The organism is Burkholderia sp. MSMB617WGS (assembly GCF_001532025.2).
In the GTDB taxonomy this organism is placed as follows: domain Bacteria; phylum Pseudomonadota; class Gammaproteobacteria; order Burkholderiales; family Burkholderiaceae; genus Burkholderia; species Burkholderia savannae.
Map to the genome: position 1 here is coordinate 3,587,458 of NZ_CP013457.1, position 15,245 is coordinate 3,602,702.

Sequence of the window (15,245 nt, forward strand, 5' to 3'; positions counted from 1 at the left end):
GATCGTCGATCTTCTCGCCGGCGTTCGCGCGCGACGGGCGGCGGGCAACGCGCCGCCGCGTTGCGGGCGCCCGCCGGCGTCGTCGAGCCGAACGCCGCGGCAACGGCCGAAAGTGTAACGCGGCTCGCGCCGCGCCGGTTTCGCGCCGCCGATCCGGCGGCACTTTGCTGGTGCGTCGCCGCCGCGATGCACGCTTCGCGTGCGAAACGGCTCGCCAGCCGTGCGCCGGCGCACCACGCGCACGCGCGCGATCGCCGCCCGATCCCCCGCCTTCCTTTTAAATAGCGGCCAAATAAAAAGTGGCATGGCGATTGCTATTTTCCGTGAATCGATCACGGGCCCCCACGACAAGCGGCCCAGTCAGGAGATCCCCGATGCGGAAGATGAAGCTGGTGATGGTCGGCAACGGCATGGCCGGAGTGCGCACGCTCGAAGAATTGCTCAAGCTGGCGCCCGATCTGTATGACATAACGGTGTTCGGCGCCGAGCCGCATCCGAACTACAACCGGATTCTGCTGTCGCCCGTGCTCGCGGGCGAGCAGACGCTCGAGCAGATCGTCCTCAACGATTACGCGTGGTACGAATCGCACGGCATCACGCTCCACGTCGGCAAGAAGATCGTGAAGATCGATCGCGTGAAGCGCGCCGTGATCGCCGAGGACGGCACCGAGGCCGCGTACGACCGGCTGCTGCTCGCGACCGGCTCGAATCCGTTCATGCTGCCGATCCCGGGCGCGGATCTCGACGGCGTGCTCGGCTATCGCGACATCGCCGACACGCAGGCGATGATCGACGCCGCCGCACGGCACACGCACGCGGTGGTGATCGGCGGCGGCCTGCTCGGCCTCGAAGCGGCGAACGGCCTGAAGCTGCGCGGGATGGACGTGACGGTCGTTCACCTCGCGCCGACGCTGCTCGAGCGCCAGCTCGACGCGACCGCGGGCAGCCTGTTGCGCGCGTCGCTCGAGGCGCGCGGCCTGACGTTTCTGATGCCGAAGGAAACGCAGGCGCTCGTCGGCGACGAAAGCGGCCGCGTGCGCGCGGTGCGCTTCAAGGACGGCGGCGAATGCAAGGCCGACCTAGTCGTGATGGCGGTCGGCATCCGCCCGAACACGGCGCTCGCCGAAAGCGCGGGGCTCTATTGCAACCGCGGAATCGTCGTCAGCGACACGATGCAGACCTACGACCCGCGCATCTACGCGGTCGGCGAATGCGTGAGCCATCGCGGCATCGCGTACGGCCTCGTCGCGCCCCTCTTCGAGCAGGCGAAGGTCGCGGCGAACCATCTCGCGCAGTTCGGCATCGGGCGCTACGCCGGCTCGGTCACGTCGACGAAGCTCAAGGTCACGGGCATCGATCTCTTCTCCGCGGGCGACTTCCTCGGCGGCGGCGACACGGAAGACATCACGTTGTCGGACCCGATCGCGGGCGTCTACAAGAAGCTCGTGGTCAAGGACGACAAGATCGTCGGCGCGTGCCTGTACGGCGACACGGCGGACGGCGCGTGGTACTTCAGGCTGCTGCGCGAAGGCCGCAACATCGCCGACATCCGCGACACGCTGATGTTCGGCGAAACGAGCCTGGGCGACACCGGCCACAGCGGCGCGACGCGCGCGATGTCGATGGCCGACGACGCCGAGGTGTGCGGCTGCAACGGCGTGTGCAAGGGCACGATCGTCTCGGCGATCAAGGAAAAGGGCCTCTTCACGCTCGACGACGTGCGCAAGCACACGAAGGCGTCCGCATCGTGCGGCTCGTGCACGGGCCTGGTCGAGCAGATCCTGATGTCGACGCTGGGCGGCGACTACTCGGCGTCGCCGAAGGCGAAGCCCATATGCGGCTGCACCGATCATACGCATGCCGAAGTACGCACGGCGATTCGCGAGCACAAGCTGCTGTCGGTGCCCGACGCGATGCGCTTTCTCGAATGGCGCACGCCGAACGGCTGCGCGAGCTGCCGCCCGGCGCTCAACTATTACTGCATCAGCACCTGGCCGCACGACGCGAAGGACGATCCGCAGTCGCGCTTCATCAACGAACGCGCGCACGCGAACATCCAGAAGGACGGCACGTATTCGGTCGTGCCGCGGATGTGGGGCGGCGTGACGACCGCTAGCGAGCTGCGCCGGATCGCGGACGTCGTCGACAAGTACGCGATCCCGACCGTCAAGGTGACGGGCGGGCAGCGCATCGACCTGCTCGGCGTGAAGAAGGAGGATCTGCCCGGCGTGTGGCGCGATCTCGGCATGCCGAGCGGCCACGCGTACGCGAAGGCGCTGCGCACGGTGAAGACCTGCGTCGGCTCCGAATGGTGCCGCTTCGGCACGCAGGATTCGACGCTGATGGGCCAGCAGCTCGAACGCGCGCTGTGGCGGATGTACGCGCCGCACAAGGTGAAGCTCGCGGTGTCCGGCTGCCCGCGCAACTGCGCGGAATCGGGGATCAAGGACGTCGGCGTGATCGGCGTCGATTCGGGCTGGGAGATCTATGTCGGCGGCAACGGCGGCATCAAGACCGAGGTCGCGCAGTTCTTCTGCAAGGTGAAGACGCACGAGGAAGTGCTCGAATACGCGGGTGCGTTCCTGCAGCTCTATCGCGAGGAAGGCTGGTATCTCGAGCGCACCGTGCACTATCTCGAGCGCGTCGGCATCGATCACGTGAAGGCGCGCGTGCTCGACGACGCCGACAACCGCCGCGCGCTCTGGGAGCGCCTGCAGTTCGCGTTGAAGGACGAGCCCGATCCGTGGCACGACACGAACGACGCGCGGGTCGATCTGCGCCAGTTCATCCCGATCGCGGTCGCGCCCGCCGATGCGTGAGACGCCGCGCATCGCGCCGCATCCGAGCCCAGTCAATCAGCAAGGAATTCGAATCATGTCCGCCACGCAACCCGAATGGATCGCCGTCTGCCGGCTCGACGACATCCCGCCGCTCGGCGCACGCGTTCTCACGCGTGACGCCGGCGCGCCGATCGCCCTCTTTCGCACCGCGAGCGACGCGGTGTTCGCGCTGCTCGACCGCTGCCCGCACAAGGGCGGCCCGCTGTCGCAAGGCATCGTCCACGGCGAGCAGGTCACGTGTCCGCTGCACGGCCTGAACCTCGCGTTCGCGAGCGGCTGCGCGCTGCCGCCCGACGACGGCTGCACGACCGTCTTCAGCGTGAAGCGCGACGGCGACGCGGTGCTGCTCGATCGCGCCGAGCTCGCGACGCTCGGCATCGACAGCGCGCCGCAGCCAGTCGCGCTCGTGTCGCCGGGCGCCGCCGCATGACGATCGAGACGCTCGCGCAGCCCGCCGCGCAAGACACGCCCGACGCCGTGCGCGAAACGCGCTCGACGTGCTGCTATTGCGGCGTCGGCTGCGGCGTCGTGATCGAGACCCGGCGCGACGCCGACGGCCGCGACCGGATCGTCGGCGTGCGCGGCGACCCCGAGCATCCGGCGAACTTCGGGCGCCTGTGCTCGAAGGGCAGCACGCTGCATCTGACGGCGACGCCCGAGCGCTACGCGCAGACGCGCGCGACGCATCCCGAGCTGCGCCTGTCGCGCGACGCGGCGCGCACGCGCGTGTCGTGGGACGACGCGCTCGATCACGTCGCGCTGCGCTTCGCGCGCATCGTCGAGCAGCACGGGCCGGACGCGGTCGGCTTCTACATCTCCGGCCAGCTGCTGACCGAGGACTACTACGTCTTCAACAAGCTCGCGAAGGGGCTCGTCGGCACGAACAACATCGATTCGAACTCGCGCCTTTGCATGAGCTCGGCCGTCGTCGGCTACAAGAAGACGCTCGGCGCAGACGCGCCGCCGTGCAGCTACGAGGACCTCGATCATGCGGGCACCGTGCTGATCGCGGGCGCGAATCCCGCGTACGCGCATCCGATCCTGTACCGGCGGCTCGAAGCCGCGCGCGCGCGCAATCCGCAGATGAAGGTGATCGTCGCCGATCCGCGCCGCACCGATTCGGCGAGCGACGCGACGCTGCATCTCGCGCTGCAGCCCGGCACCGACACGATGCTGTTCAACGCGATGCTGCACGTGCTGATCTGGGACGGCGCGCTCGATTCCGCGTTCATCGGCGCGCACACGCAAGGCTTCGACGCATTGCGCGACTCGGTGCGCGACGCGACGCCCGCCGCGGCCGCGCAGGTTTGCGGGCTGCGCGCGGACGACATCGTGCAGGCCGCGCGCTGGTTCGGCGCGGGGCCGTCGCTGTCGCTGTACTGCCAGGGGCTCAACCAGTCGGCGACCGGCACGACGAAGAACGTCGCGCTCATCAACCTGCATCTCGCGACGGGCCAGATCGGCAAGCCTGGCGCGGGGCCGTTCTCGCTGACGGGCCAGCCGAACGCGATGGGCGGCCGCGAGGTGGGCGGCATGGCGACGCTCGCGTCCGCGCACCGCGATCTCGCGAACCCGGCCGACCGCGCGGAAATCGCGCGCCTCTGGGGCGTGCCCGATCTGCCGGCGAAGCCGGGCCTCACCGCGGTCGAGATGTTCGAGCGGCTCGCCGAGGGCACGCTGAAGGCGATCTGGATCGTCTGCACGAACCCCGCGCACTCGATCCCGAGCCAGACGGTCACGCGCGCGGGGCTCGAACGCGCGGAGTTCGTCGTGCTGCAGGACGCGTACGCGCACACGGGCACCGCGCCTTACGCCGACGTGCTGCTGCCCGCGGCCACGTGGGGCGAGAAGGAAGGCACGGTGACGAACTCCGAGCGGCGCATTTCACGCGTGCGCGCGGCGACGCAGCCGTACGGCGACGCGCGCGCCGACTGGCAAATCGCCGCCGACGTGGGCCGCCGGCTCGAAGCGCGGCTCGCGCCCGGCCGCCCGACCCTCTTTGCGCATGCGCACGCCGAAGCCGTGTGGAACGAACACCGCGCGACGACGGTCGGCCGCGATTGCGACATCGGCGGGCTGTCGTGGCCGCTGCTCGCGCGCGACGGCCCGCAGCAATGGCCGTTTCCGGCGGGCGCCGAGCGCGGGCTCGCGCGCCTGTACGCGGACGGCCGCTTTCCGACCGCCGACGGCCGCGCGCGCTTCGTGCCCGCGCCGTATCAGCCGGTCGCCGAGGCGCTCGACGCGCGCTACCGCTTCGCGCTGACGACGGGCCGCCTGCGCGACCAATGGCACGGCGGCAGCCGCACCGGCTCGGTCGCGAAACTGTTCGCACACGCGCCGCAGCCTTGCGTCGAGCTCAATCCCGGCGATTGCGCCCGGCTCGCGCTCGGCCCGCACGACTTCGTCCATCTGACGTCGCGGCGCGGCAGCGCGCTCCTGCCCGCGCGCGCCGACGACGCGATCGTCCCCGGTCAGGCGTTCGCGCCGATGCACTGGGGCGACGAATACGTGTCGGGCGTCGCGGGCAATCGCGCGGCGATGGGCATCAACGCGCTCACGACGCCCGCGCGCGATCCGTACTCGCAGCAGCCCGAGCTCAAGCACGCGGCGATCAAGCTGCTGAAGGCCGACCTGCCGTGGCGCTGGCTGATCGCCGCGCGCGTGCCGGCCGACGCGATGCTCGCTCGCCAGCGGGCCGCGCGCGCGTTCTTCGCGCGCTTCCCGTATGCGAGCTGCGTGCCGTTCGGCACCGACGGCTACACGGGGCTCGCGTGGCGCGTCGCCGCGTACGAGCCCGCGCCCGCCGAGCTGCAACGCGAAATCGAGGCGCTCTTCGAATTGCCCGCGCAAGCGGCCGACGTGATGAGCTACGGCGACGCGCGGCGCGGCACCGGCCGGCGCGTGCGAATCGTCGACGGCGCGCTCGTCGCGTTCTCGGTCGCCGGCGCGGCGGGCGCGACCGAGGACGGCGCGGCCGCACTGCGCGAGTACGTCGAGAGCGGCGCGGGCGTCGGCGCGCTCGGCCGCCTGCTGCTGTTCGCGGGCCGCGTGCCGCTGCAAACGGCGCCCGCGCGCGGCCGCACGATCTGCAACTGCGTGGGCGTGAGCGAGCGCGAGATCGGCGCCGTGCTGACGGCCGATGCGCCGTCCGCGGCGCCCGGCGAGCGGCTCGCGAACTTGCAAGAACGGCTCAAATGCGGTACTCAGTGTGGTTCCTGCATACCCGAGCTGCGCCGCCTGATCGCCGAAACCGCGACGGCCGCGGCCCCTTCCCCTCGATGACCGAAACCGACGCCAACGCCGCCCTGCCCGACCACTTCCCGTGCGCCCGCTTCATCAAGGAGATCGGGCGCGGACCGAACGGCGCACGCGCGCTGCCGTACGACGACGCGTTGGCGCTCTACCGCGCGATGCTCGACGGGCACGTATCCGACGTCGAGCTCGGCGCGATCCTGATCGCGTACCGGCTCAAGGGCGAGACGGCCGCCGAGCTCGCGGCGATGCTCGCCGCCGCGCAGGCGTCGTTCGAGCCGCTGCACGTGCAGGACGCCGCGTTCCACACGGTATCGATCCCGAGCTACAACGGCGCGCGCAGGCAGCCGAATCTCGTGCCGCTGCTCGCGCTGCTGCTCGCGCGCGAGGGCGTGCCGGTGCTCGTGCACGGCGTGACGGAAGACCCGGGCCGCGTGACGAGCGCGGAGATCTTCACCGAGCTGGCGATTGCGCCCGGCGGGTCGCACGACGAAATCGAGGACACGCTCGCCGAGCGCCGCGCCGCGTTCGCGCCGATCGACGTGCTCGCGCCGAAGCTCGCGCGGCTCCTCGCGCTGCGGCGCGTGCTCGGCGTGCGCAACTCGACGCACACGGTCGTCAAGCTGCTGCAGCCGTTCGAGCCCGCCGGGCTACGGCTCGTGAACTACACGCATCCGCCGTATCGCGACAGCCTCGTCGAGCTGTTCCGCGAACACCCGGCGGCCGGCGCGGGCGGCGCGCTGCTCGCGCGCGGCACCGAGGGCGAGGCGGTCGCCGACACGCGCCGCCAGGTGCAGGTCGACTGGCTGCACGACGGCCGTTGCGAGACGGTCGTCGAACCGGTGCGCTCGTCGCCCGACGCGCCGCCCGTCGAGCTGCCCGCGTCGCGCGACGCGGCAACGACGGCCGCGTGGACCGACGCCGTGATGCGCGGCGAGATCCCGATTCCGGACGCGGTCGCGACGCAGGTCGAGACGATCGTGCGGCTCGCGCGGATCGTCGAATGAGCCGAATGAGCCTCGGAGCGCCGGCGGGCGGCGCGCCGCCCCCGGACATGCCGCCCGCCGCCTTCGAATACCCCGACGATTGACAGCCGCCGTCGACTTCGCATAGAGTTGTCGTCATGCGTTCCTTCCAGAACACCCTCCGAATTACCTCCGGCCGCCTAGCGCGGCCGCTATCGCTACGACTAGCGTAAAGCTGTCGTGGCGCCGCGTCGTCCCGGCGCGGTCCCTCCCCTAGCAGTTCCCCGCAGTTTCTTTCTCGCAGTTTTTTACAACCCGTAGTCGTCAGCTTTCGTTCGTCGATCCGACGGGCGAATCGCGAAGATTCCGCGTCGTCGTGCCATCGGGCATGCACGTGCGCAGGCGGCGCCCACCGGCGCGTCATGCCGTCCGTCTTCGCTCGCGACTTGACCGCCCGAGGCAACGATGAAGCGCAACCCCGCCGACAAATACCGACCGTTCGAACCCGTCCGCATCAACGGACGCCGATGGCCGAGCCGCACGATCGAGCGCGCGCCGATCTGGATGAGCACCGATCTGCGCGACGGCAACCAGTCGCTGATCGAGCCGATGACGATCGAGCAGAAGCTCGAGTTCTTCGAGATGCTCGTCGCGATCGGCTTCAAGGAGATCGAAGTCGGTTTTCCGTCGGCGTCGCAAACCGACTTCGATTTCGTGCGCAAGCTGATCGACGAGCGGCGCATTCCCGACGACGTGACGATCGAAGTGCTCGTGCAGTCGCGCGAGGATCTGATCGCGCGCACGTTCGATGCGCTCGAAGGCGCGCCGCGCGCGATCGTGCACCTGTACAACGCGATCTGCCCGTCGTTCCGCCGCATCGTGTTCGGAATGTCGAAGGACGACGTGAAGGCGCTGGCGGTCGAGGGCACGCGCATCATCAAGGCGCACGCGCAGGCGCGCCCCGGCACGCACTGGACGTTCCAGTACTCGCCCGAGACGTTCAGCATGACCGAGCTGTCGTTCGCGCGCGAGGTCTGCGACGCGGTCGCGCAGACTTGGCGGCCCACGCGCGATCACAAGATGATCGTGAACCTGCCCGCGACCGTCGAGGCCGCGACGCCGAACGTGTTCGCCGACCAGATCGAATGGATGGACCGCAATCTCGGCTACCGCGACAGCATCGTGCTGTCGGTGCATCCGCACAACGATCGCGGCACCGCGGTCGCGGCGGCCGAGCTCGCGCTGCTCGCGGGCGCGGACCGCATCGAGGGGTGCCTGTTCGGCAACGGCGAGCGCACGGGCAACGTCGATCTCGTCACGCTCGCGCTGAACCTCTACACGCAGGGGATCGATCCGGGGCTCGATTTCTCGGACATCGACGCGGTGCGCCGCGTCGTCGAGCGCTGCAACCAGATTCCCGTGCATCCGCGCCACCCGTACGCGGGCGACCTCGTCTTCACCGCGTTCTCCGGCTCGCATCAGGACGCGATCCGCAAGGGCCTCGCGCAGCAAAAGCCCGACGCGATCTGGGAAGTGCCGTATCTGCCGATCGATCCCGCCGATCTCGGCCGCAGCTACGACGCGGTGATCCGCGTCAACAGCCAGTCCGGCAAGGGCGGCGCGACGTACCTGCTCGAGCGCGGCATGGGCTTCGCGCCGCCGCGCCGCGTGCAGATCGAATTCAGCCATGCGGTGCAGGCGCTCGCCGACGCTTCGGGCGAAGAAGTGACGGGCGACGCGATCTGCGAGCTCTTCACGCGCGAATACCTGCGGACGATGGGCCCCGCCGCGCGCGCGGGCGCGTCGGCGAGCTGGCATGACCGCGAAATCGCGCTCGCTCGCGCGGACGACGCGCCAGGCGCGGCGCGGCAGGCCGCGGCCGCGTTCGCCGCGGCGGCGGGCGTCGCGATCGGCGTCGCGTCGTGCGAAGTCGAGCGCACCGCGAGCGGCGACACCGTGGTGTTCGTCGGCGCGAAGGTCGGCGACGCCGCGCTGCGCCACGGCGCCGGCGTGCATCGCGATCCGGTCGCGGCCGCGACGGATGCGGTCGCGAGCGCGATCAACCGCTCGGCGTGGAGCTGCGACGAGCGGCGCGCGGCCGCCTGACGCCGCGCGCAACGGCGGGCGAACGACAGGACGAACCTCGCGCGGCGCACGCCGCCGCGCGACAACCGGTGCGACGCGCGATCCGCGGCGCGCCGGCGCACGCCGGGCGGCTCACGAAACCGCACGGCGACGAAGGGCCCCGACGAGGGGCCGGAAGAACGGCCGAGAACGACGGCTGAGAGCGACGGCTGAGAAAAACGGTCGAGAAAGGACCAGGAAAGAGGCGCAAAAGCAGGCGGCGATTGCAGGCGGCGATTGCAGGCGGCGATTGCAAGCGGCAGTTGCGTGCGGGCTGGCGGACGAACGCGTGCTTCGCGCCCATGGCCCGTTCACGCCGATAGCAGGGCGAAGAAACGGCAATAAACGGGGCCTTAGCTCTCGGTCGCGCAGCGCGTCGCCTGCCATGCGAGCAGCCGCCAGCGGCCGCTTTCCTGCGTCTGAATCGCGGTGTAGGCGATCGGGAACACGAGGCCGCCGTTGTTCGTCTCCATCTCGATCAGCGCGCGCCCCGCGACGACGCACGTGGCATCGCCGACGGGCAGCACGTCCTGCGACTGGATCTCGATCTGCCGATAGCGACGGCGCCCTGCCGTGATCGCGTCGATGAACTGCTGCTTGGTCTCGCGTTTGCCGTTGGTGTGCACGTAATAGACGTTGTCGGACAGCAATGCGTCGAGCGCCTCGCCGTCGCCGTCGACCATCGCACGAAACCGGTCGCGCTCGAGCGCGCGAATCGCATCGATCACCTTTGCCGCCATCGCCATGCTCCTCGACTGCATGCGCGCGTCCGGCGCGCCGATCAGAAGTTGTATTGCACGTAGAGCTGGCTGAAATTTATACCAGGATTCGGGTCTTTGATACCCGCGTTCGACACGTGCTGTAAACGGACACCCGCTTGATACTGCTGACGATTGCCGAATTGCGCGCCGATGCCGACCATGTCGGCGAACTGGAACGACGTCGACATCGAATAGTTCTGGGAGATCGTCGGATGCGACAGGAAGCGCACGCCGGCGCCCACCTCGACGAACGGCCGCACGTAGCCCGCGCTCTTGATGAATCGTATGATCGGCGTCGCGCCGACTTCCCAGACGCTGTCGTTGATCGCGTGATCGCCGGTATAGCGCCAGTAAGACACGTGCCCCTCGGCGACGAACGCGAAGTGCCAGCCGCCGATTTCCCACCAGGTCCAGTTCGGGTCCCAGACCACGCCGATGTCGCCCTTCTTCATGTCGTGATCGGCGACGCCGCCGCCGAGCTGCAATCCCCAGCGATCCGCGAAGGCGGCCCCGGAACCGCCGGCGAGCGCCGTTGCCACTGCGATCTGCACGATGATCCGCCCCGCCCGACCGCCGTTCTTATCGTTCATCTCTTTCTCCAACTTCTCTGGTTGAATAGAGCCTCGCCGCAATTCACACGCTAGGGCTCGAGAGAACAGCATCTTATGGTAAAGGACTTTTTCGATCGGCACCGTCTGACGAAATGGTTTTCTGCCGAATTGACAAGAATCAGGAACCTTTACCTGAAATGCCCGTAAAACAAACACTTACGGACAGCGGGCGCGGGCAGTGCCGCAGAAAGAGCTATCGCCCCCTCAAAAGCGATAGCAATTCGGGAACTCCGACGACCCTGTTCCTTCTAAGGATTAGCACTCCGCTAGATGGAGTGCTAAGATTCATCGAGGAATCGCCCCGGCAATGGGGCTCGTCCCTGATTCCAAAGGAGTTTTCTACGTGAGCAACGCATTGACCCTTCCGAACACTTTGCGCCCGGCGTCCGCTAAGGCCGCATCGGCAGGCTCGCTGGCGCTCGCATCCCACTCGATGCTGCCCGGCCAGCTGGGCAACATCGACGCCTATATTCAGGCCGTGAACCGGATTCCGCTGCTGACGGCGGAGGAAGAGCGTCAGTACGCGACCGAATACCACGAGGACAACAACCTCGACGCCGCGCGCCGGCTCGTGCTGTCGCACCTGCGGCTCGTCGTGTCGATCGCGCGCAACTATCTCGGCTACGGCCTGCCGCACGGCGACCTGATCCAGGAAGGCAACATCGGCCTGATGAAGGCGGTCAAGCGTTTCGATCCCGCCCAGAACGTGCGCCTCGTGTCGTACGCGATCCACTGGATCAAGGCCGAGATTCACGAATACATCCTGCGCAACTGGCGCACGGTGAAGGTCGCGACGACGAAGGCGCAGCGCAAGCTGTTCTTCAACCTGCGCAGCCACAAGAAGGGCACGCAGGCGTTCACGCCGGAGGAAATCGACGGCCTCGCGCAGGAGCTGAACGTCAAGCGCGAGGAAGTGGCCGAGATGGAAACCCGCCTGTCGGGCGGCGACGTCGCGCTCGAGGGCCAGATCGACGACGGCGAGGAGTCGTACGCGCCGATCGCCTATCTCGCCGATTCGCACAACGAGCCGACCGCCGTGCTCGCCGCGCGTCAGCGCGACATGCTGCAGACGGACGGCATCGCGCGCGCGCTCGAATCGCTCGACGCGCGCAGCCGCCGGATCATCGAGGCGCGCTGGCTGAACGTCGACGACGACGGCTCGGGCGGCTCGACGCTGCACGACCTCGCCGCCGAATTCGGCGTATCGGCGGAGCGCATCCGCCAGATCGAAGCGAGCGCGATGAAGAAGATGCGCACGGCGCTCGCCGCGTACGCGTAAGCGCGCTCAAGCCCGAACATCCGGCCCGCCGCGGCCGCCCGAAATGAAAAAGCCCGCTGTCCGACGACAGCGGGCTTTTTTTGTGCGCCGCGAAACCGTGCGCGACGCGCGCATGCTTGACCAACATTATGAAAAATTTCATCCGGCGCATCGCGATTCGCGCAGATCTTGAGCCAGCTCAAGTTTCTGCGATCGCTTCGCGACGGAGTGCCGCAGCGCGGCACTAAGGGTTTTCCGGGACGCCTCCTACAATTGGGAGGACCGGCCAACAGATGCAGCGCGTATGCGAAACGCGTCACGAGACCGGCCAGTTTTGCGCCAACCGCGTTATCCCGGACATCATGGCTTTGACTCTCGTCAACAAAAAGGCGTCGCCCCACGACACGCCGCCCGCCCCTCGGGCGGGTTGGCGCGCTCGGGTCGCCGCCTGGGCCCGTGGCCCGACCCTCGCGCGCGACCTCTCGATCGTGCTGCTCTTCAAGCTGATCCTGCTCGTCGCGCTCAAGTACGCATTCTTCAACCATCCGCAGGCCGAGCACATGTCGTTGCCGCCTGCCGTCGTCGCAGCAAAGCTGCTGTCGGCGACGCCATACGCACCCACTCAGGGAGACCGCCATGATAAGTAGCGAAGTCGTCGATCTGTCGCGTCTGCAGTTCGGCATCACAGCGCTCTACCATTTCCTCTTCGTCCCGCTCACGCTCGGCATGTCCTGGCTGCTCGTCATCATGGAGTCCGTCTACGTGATGACCGGCAAGCAGGTCTACAAGGACATGACGCAGTTCTGGGGCAAGCTCTTCGGGATCAACTTCGCGATGGGCGTGACGACGGGGATCACGCTCGAATTCCAGTTCGGCACGAACTGGTCGTACTACTCGCACTACGTCGGCGACATCTTCGGCGTGCCGCTCGCCGTCGAAGGGCTGATGGCGTTCTTCCTCGAATCGACGTTCGTCGGCCTGTTCTTCTTCGGCTGGAACCGCCTGTCGAAGGTCCAGCACCTGATCGTCACGTTCCTCGTCGCGCTCGGCTCGAACCTGTCCGCGCTGTGGATTCTCGTCGCCAACGGCTGGATGAACAACCCGGTCGGCGCCGAGTTCAACTACCAGACGATGCGCATGGAGCTGTCGAACCTCTTCGACGTGATCTTCAACCCGGTGGCGCAGGTGAAGTTCGTGCACACGGTGTCGGCCGGCTACGTGACGGCCGCGATGTTCGTGCTCGGCGTGTCCGCGTGGTATCTGCTGAAGAAGCGCGACACCGACTTCGCGCTGCGCTCGTTCGCGGTCGCCGCGGGCTTCGGCCTCGCGTCGACGCTGTGCGTGATCGTGCTCGGCGACGAATCCGGCTACACGACGGGCGAAGTGCAGAAGATCAAGCTCGCCGCGATCGAATCCGAATGGGAAACGCAGCCGGCGCCCGCGTCGTTCACGCTGATCGGCCTGCCGAACCAGGCCGAGGAGCGCACCGACTACGCGATCAAGATCCCGTATGCGCTCGGCCTCATCGCGACGCGTTCGATCGACGAGCCGGTGATCGGCCTGCGCGAGCTCGCCAAGCGCAGCGAAGAGCACATCCAGAGCGGGATGATCGCGTACGGCGCGCTGCAGAAGCTGAAGGCGGGCGACACGAGCGCCGAGACGAAGTCGACCTTCGACCAGCACAAGCAATATCTCGGCTATGGCCTGATGCTCAAGCAGTTCACGCCGAACGTGACCGATGCGACGCCCGAGCAGATCAAGGCCGCGGCCAAGCAGACGATTCCGCCCGTGGCGCCCGTGTTCTTCTCGTTCCGGATCATGGTGTTCCTCGGCTTCCTGTTCCTCGCGACCTTCATCGCCGCGTTCTGGTTCTGCGCGCGCCGCGAGCTGCTGCAGGACAACCGCCGCTGGTTCCTGCGCTACGCGGTGTGGGCGATTCCGCTGCCGTGGCTCGCCGCCGAGTTCGGCTGGGTCGTCGCCGAAGTGGGCCGCCAGCCGTGGACGATCGCGGGCATCCTGCCGACGCACCTGTCCGCGTCGAGCCTCACCGCAACCGATCTGTACCTGAGCCTCGCGGGCTTCATCGTGTTCTACACGGCGCTCTTCATCATCGAGATCACGCTGATGTTCAAGTACGCGCGGCTCGGCCCGTCGTCGCTGCACACCGGCCGCTATCACCACGAACAGGAGAAGCGCCGGCTCGACCAGGCCGTCGCCGGCTCGGCCGCCTGACGCCGCCATCGAATTCGCACAAGGAATCGTCATGGACTATGCAACTCTCAAAGTGATCTGGTGGCTGCTCGTCGGCATACTGCTCGTCGGCTTCGCGCTGACGGACGGCTTCGACATGGGCGCGGCCGCGCTCCTGCCGTTCCTCGGCAAGACCGACGACGAGCGCCGCATCATCGTCAACACGGTCGGCGCGACCTGGGAAGGCAATCAGGTCTGGCTCATCACCGCGGGCGGCGCGATGTTCGCCGCGTGGCCGCTCGTCTACGCGGCGTCGTTCTCGGGCTTCTACTTCGCGATGCTGCTCGTGCTGTTCGCGCTGTTCTTCCGGCCCGTCGGCTTCGACTACCGCAGCAAGCGCGACGATCCGCGCTGGCGCGCGGGGTGGGACTGGGCGCTCTTCGTGGGCGGCTTCGTGCCCGCGCTCGTGTTCGGCGTCGCGTTCGGCAACCTGCTGCAAGGCGTGCCGTTCGCGTTCGACACCGACATGCGCGTCACCTATCACGGCAGCTTCTGGGCGCTGCTGAATCCGTTCGCACTGCTCTGCGGGCTCGTGAGCCTCACGATGCTCGTCGCGCACGGCGCCGCGTTCGTCAAGATGAAGACGGACGGCGCGATCGCGAAGCGCGCGTCGATCGCGCTGCGCGTGTCGTCGCTCGTCGCCGTCGTGCTGTTCGCGCTTGCGGGCGCGCTGATCGCATCGTTCATCGGCGGCTTCGAGATCACGCAGGCGGCGCCCGTCGACACCGTCGCGAATCCGCTCCTCAAGCAGGTTTCCGCGGCCCCGGGCCTCTGGCTCGTGAACTACGGCCTGTATCCGTGGATGATCGCCGCGCCCGTCGTCGGCATCGCGGGCGGCGTGCTCGCGATGCTGCTCGCCGGCTCGAAGCTCGAGAAGACCGCGTTCATCTGCACGGGCCTCATGATCACCGGCGTGATCCTGACGGCGGGCTTCTCGATGTTCCCGTTCATCATGCCGTCGTCGCTCGATCCGAAGAGCAGCCTGACGGTCTGGGATTCGACGTCGAGCCGGCTCACGCTCGAAGTGATGCTCGTCGCGGTGATCGTGTTCCTGCCGATCGTCCTGCTCTACACCGGCTGGGTGTATCGCGTGCTGCGCGGCAAGGTGACGCCGCGCGCGCTCGAGGAAAACCGGCACTCGATGTATTGATGTCCGGCCGGCCGCCGCGTGCGCCGCATCGTGC

At 68.1% G+C, this 15,245-nt stretch carries 12 protein-coding genes; 9 read left to right on the forward strand and 3 right to left on the reverse strand.

Annotated features, from left to right (window positions below):
• Positions 1-374 precede the first annotated feature (374 nt).
• Genes nirB through ybiB form a run of 4 tightly spaced genes read left to right on the forward strand, consistent with a single transcriptional unit; the run spans position 375 to position 7,099 of the window.
• On the forward strand, positions 375-2,819 hold the full coding sequence (nirB, locus tag WT60_RS17625) for a nitrite reductase large subunit NirB (protein ID WP_038744466.1): 2,445 nt from the start codon (positions 375-377) through the stop codon (positions 2,817-2,819).
• A gap of 55 nt (positions 2,820-2,874) precedes the next feature.
• Positions 2,875-3,270, forward strand: a complete 396-nt coding sequence (locus WT60_RS17630; RefSeq protein ID WP_059575803.1) for a nitrite reductase (NAD(P)H) small subunit — start codon at positions 2,875-2,877, stop codon at positions 3,268-3,270.
• Complete coding sequence (locus tag WT60_RS17635) at positions 3,267-6,122, forward strand: nitrate reductase (RefSeq protein ID WP_060356803.1); 2,856 nt, start codon at positions 3,267-3,269, stop codon at positions 6,120-6,122. Before WT60_RS17630 ends, WT60_RS17635 begins: the two co-directional genes overlap by 4 nt.
• Positions 6,119-7,099 (forward strand): DNA-binding protein YbiB, encoded by a 981-nt coding sequence (gene ybiB, locus WT60_RS17640; RefSeq protein WP_038744469.1) that lies wholly within the window; start codon positions 6,119-6,121, stop codon positions 7,097-7,099. Before WT60_RS17635 ends, ybiB begins: the two co-directional genes overlap by 4 nt.
• 266 nt (positions 7,100-7,365) lie before the next feature.
• Here ybiB and WT60_RS35725 read toward each other — a convergent pair whose 3' ends face one another.
• Positions 7,366-7,629, reverse strand: coding sequence for a hypothetical protein (locus tag WT60_RS35725; protein WP_081989336.1), 264 nt, complete (start codon positions 7,627-7,629; stop codon positions 7,366-7,368).
• Between WT60_RS35725 and leuA the strand changes: the two genes are divergently transcribed.
• Entirely contained in the window at positions 7,523-9,163 is a 1,641-nt protein-coding gene (gene leuA / locus WT60_RS17650; protein WP_038744470.1) for a 2-isopropylmalate synthase, read from the forward strand. The genes WT60_RS35725 and leuA overlap by 107 nt on opposite strands.
• Before the next feature lie 371 nt (positions 9,164-9,534).
• On the opposite strand, the gene WT60_RS17655 is transcribed toward leuA, so the two are convergent.
• Entirely contained in the window at positions 9,535-9,921 is a 387-nt protein-coding gene (locus WT60_RS17655) for a nuclear transport factor 2 family protein (RefSeq protein WP_059644345.1), read from the reverse strand.
• A gap of 41 nt (positions 9,922-9,962) precedes the next feature.
• A complete protein-coding gene (locus tag WT60_RS17660) occupies positions 9,963-10,532 on the reverse strand; it encodes an acyloxyacyl hydrolase (protein WP_059575794.1) in 570 nt (189 codons plus the stop codon).
• Between the two features lie 364 nt (positions 10,533-10,896).
• Between WT60_RS17660 and rpoH the strand changes: the two genes are divergently transcribed.
• The 4 genes from rpoH to cydB all read left to right on the forward strand — a co-directional run bounded on the left by rpoH (position 10,897) and on the right by cydB (position 15,211).
• On the forward strand, positions 10,897-11,832 hold the full coding sequence (rpoH, locus tag WT60_RS17670) for an RNA polymerase sigma factor RpoH (RefSeq protein WP_038744472.1): 936 nt from the start codon (positions 10,897-10,899) through the stop codon (positions 11,830-11,832).
• Positions 11,833-12,173: 341 nt separating this feature from the next.
• The gene (gene cydP / locus WT60_RS17675; RefSeq protein WP_038744485.1) at positions 12,174-12,458 is read left to right on the forward strand and encodes a cytochrome oxidase putative small subunit CydP; all 285 of its coding nucleotides are present in this window, start codon (positions 12,174-12,176) and stop codon (positions 12,456-12,458) included.
• Positions 12,448-14,043 (forward strand): cytochrome ubiquinol oxidase subunit I, encoded by a 1,596-nt coding sequence (locus WT60_RS17680; protein ID WP_059575792.1) that lies wholly within the window; start codon positions 12,448-12,450, stop codon positions 14,041-14,043. The genes cydP and WT60_RS17680 overlap by 11 nt, the downstream gene beginning before the upstream one ends.
• Before the next feature lie 31 nt (positions 14,044-14,074).
• A complete protein-coding gene (gene cydB / locus WT60_RS17685; protein ID WP_038744474.1) occupies positions 14,075-15,211 on the forward strand; it encodes a cytochrome d ubiquinol oxidase subunit II in 1,137 nt (378 codons plus the stop codon).
• Positions 15,212-15,245 lie beyond the last annotated feature (34 nt).

Bases quoted from the DNA above. Each gene is read 5' to 3' on its own strand.
- WT60_RS17635 (WP_060356803.1), top strand. From the start codon at position 3,267: ATGACGATCGAGACGCTCGCGCAGCCCGCCGCGCAAGACACGCCCGAC.
- WT60_RS17660 (WP_059575794.1), bottom strand. From the start codon at position 10,532: ATGAACGATAAGAACGGCGGTCGGGCGGGGCGGATCATCGTGCAGATC.
- WT60_RS17630 (WP_059575803.1), top strand. From the start codon at position 2,875: ATGTCCGCCACGCAACCCGAATGGATCGCCGTCTGCCGGCTCGACGAC.
- cydP (WP_038744485.1), top strand. From the start codon at position 12,174: ATGGCTTTGACTCTCGTCAACAAAAAGGCGTCGCCCCACGACACGCCG.
- ybiB (WP_038744469.1), top strand. From the start codon at position 6,119: ATGACCGAAACCGACGCCAACGCCGCCCTGCCCGACCACTTCCCGTGC.
- cydB (WP_038744474.1), top strand. From the start codon at position 14,075: ATGGACTATGCAACTCTCAAAGTGATCTGGTGGCTGCTCGTCGGCATA.
- nirB (WP_038744466.1), top strand. From the start codon at position 375: ATGCGGAAGATGAAGCTGGTGATGGTCGGCAACGGCATGGCCGGAGTG.
- WT60_RS17655 (WP_059644345.1), bottom strand. From the start codon at position 9,921: ATGGCGGCAAAGGTGATCGATGCGATTCGCGCGCTCGAGCGCGACCGG.
- WT60_RS17680 (WP_059575792.1), top strand. From the start codon at position 12,448: ATGATAAGTAGCGAAGTCGTCGATCTGTCGCGTCTGCAGTTCGGCATC.
- leuA (WP_038744470.1), top strand. From the start codon at position 7,523: ATGAAGCGCAACCCCGCCGACAAATACCGACCGTTCGAACCCGTCCGC.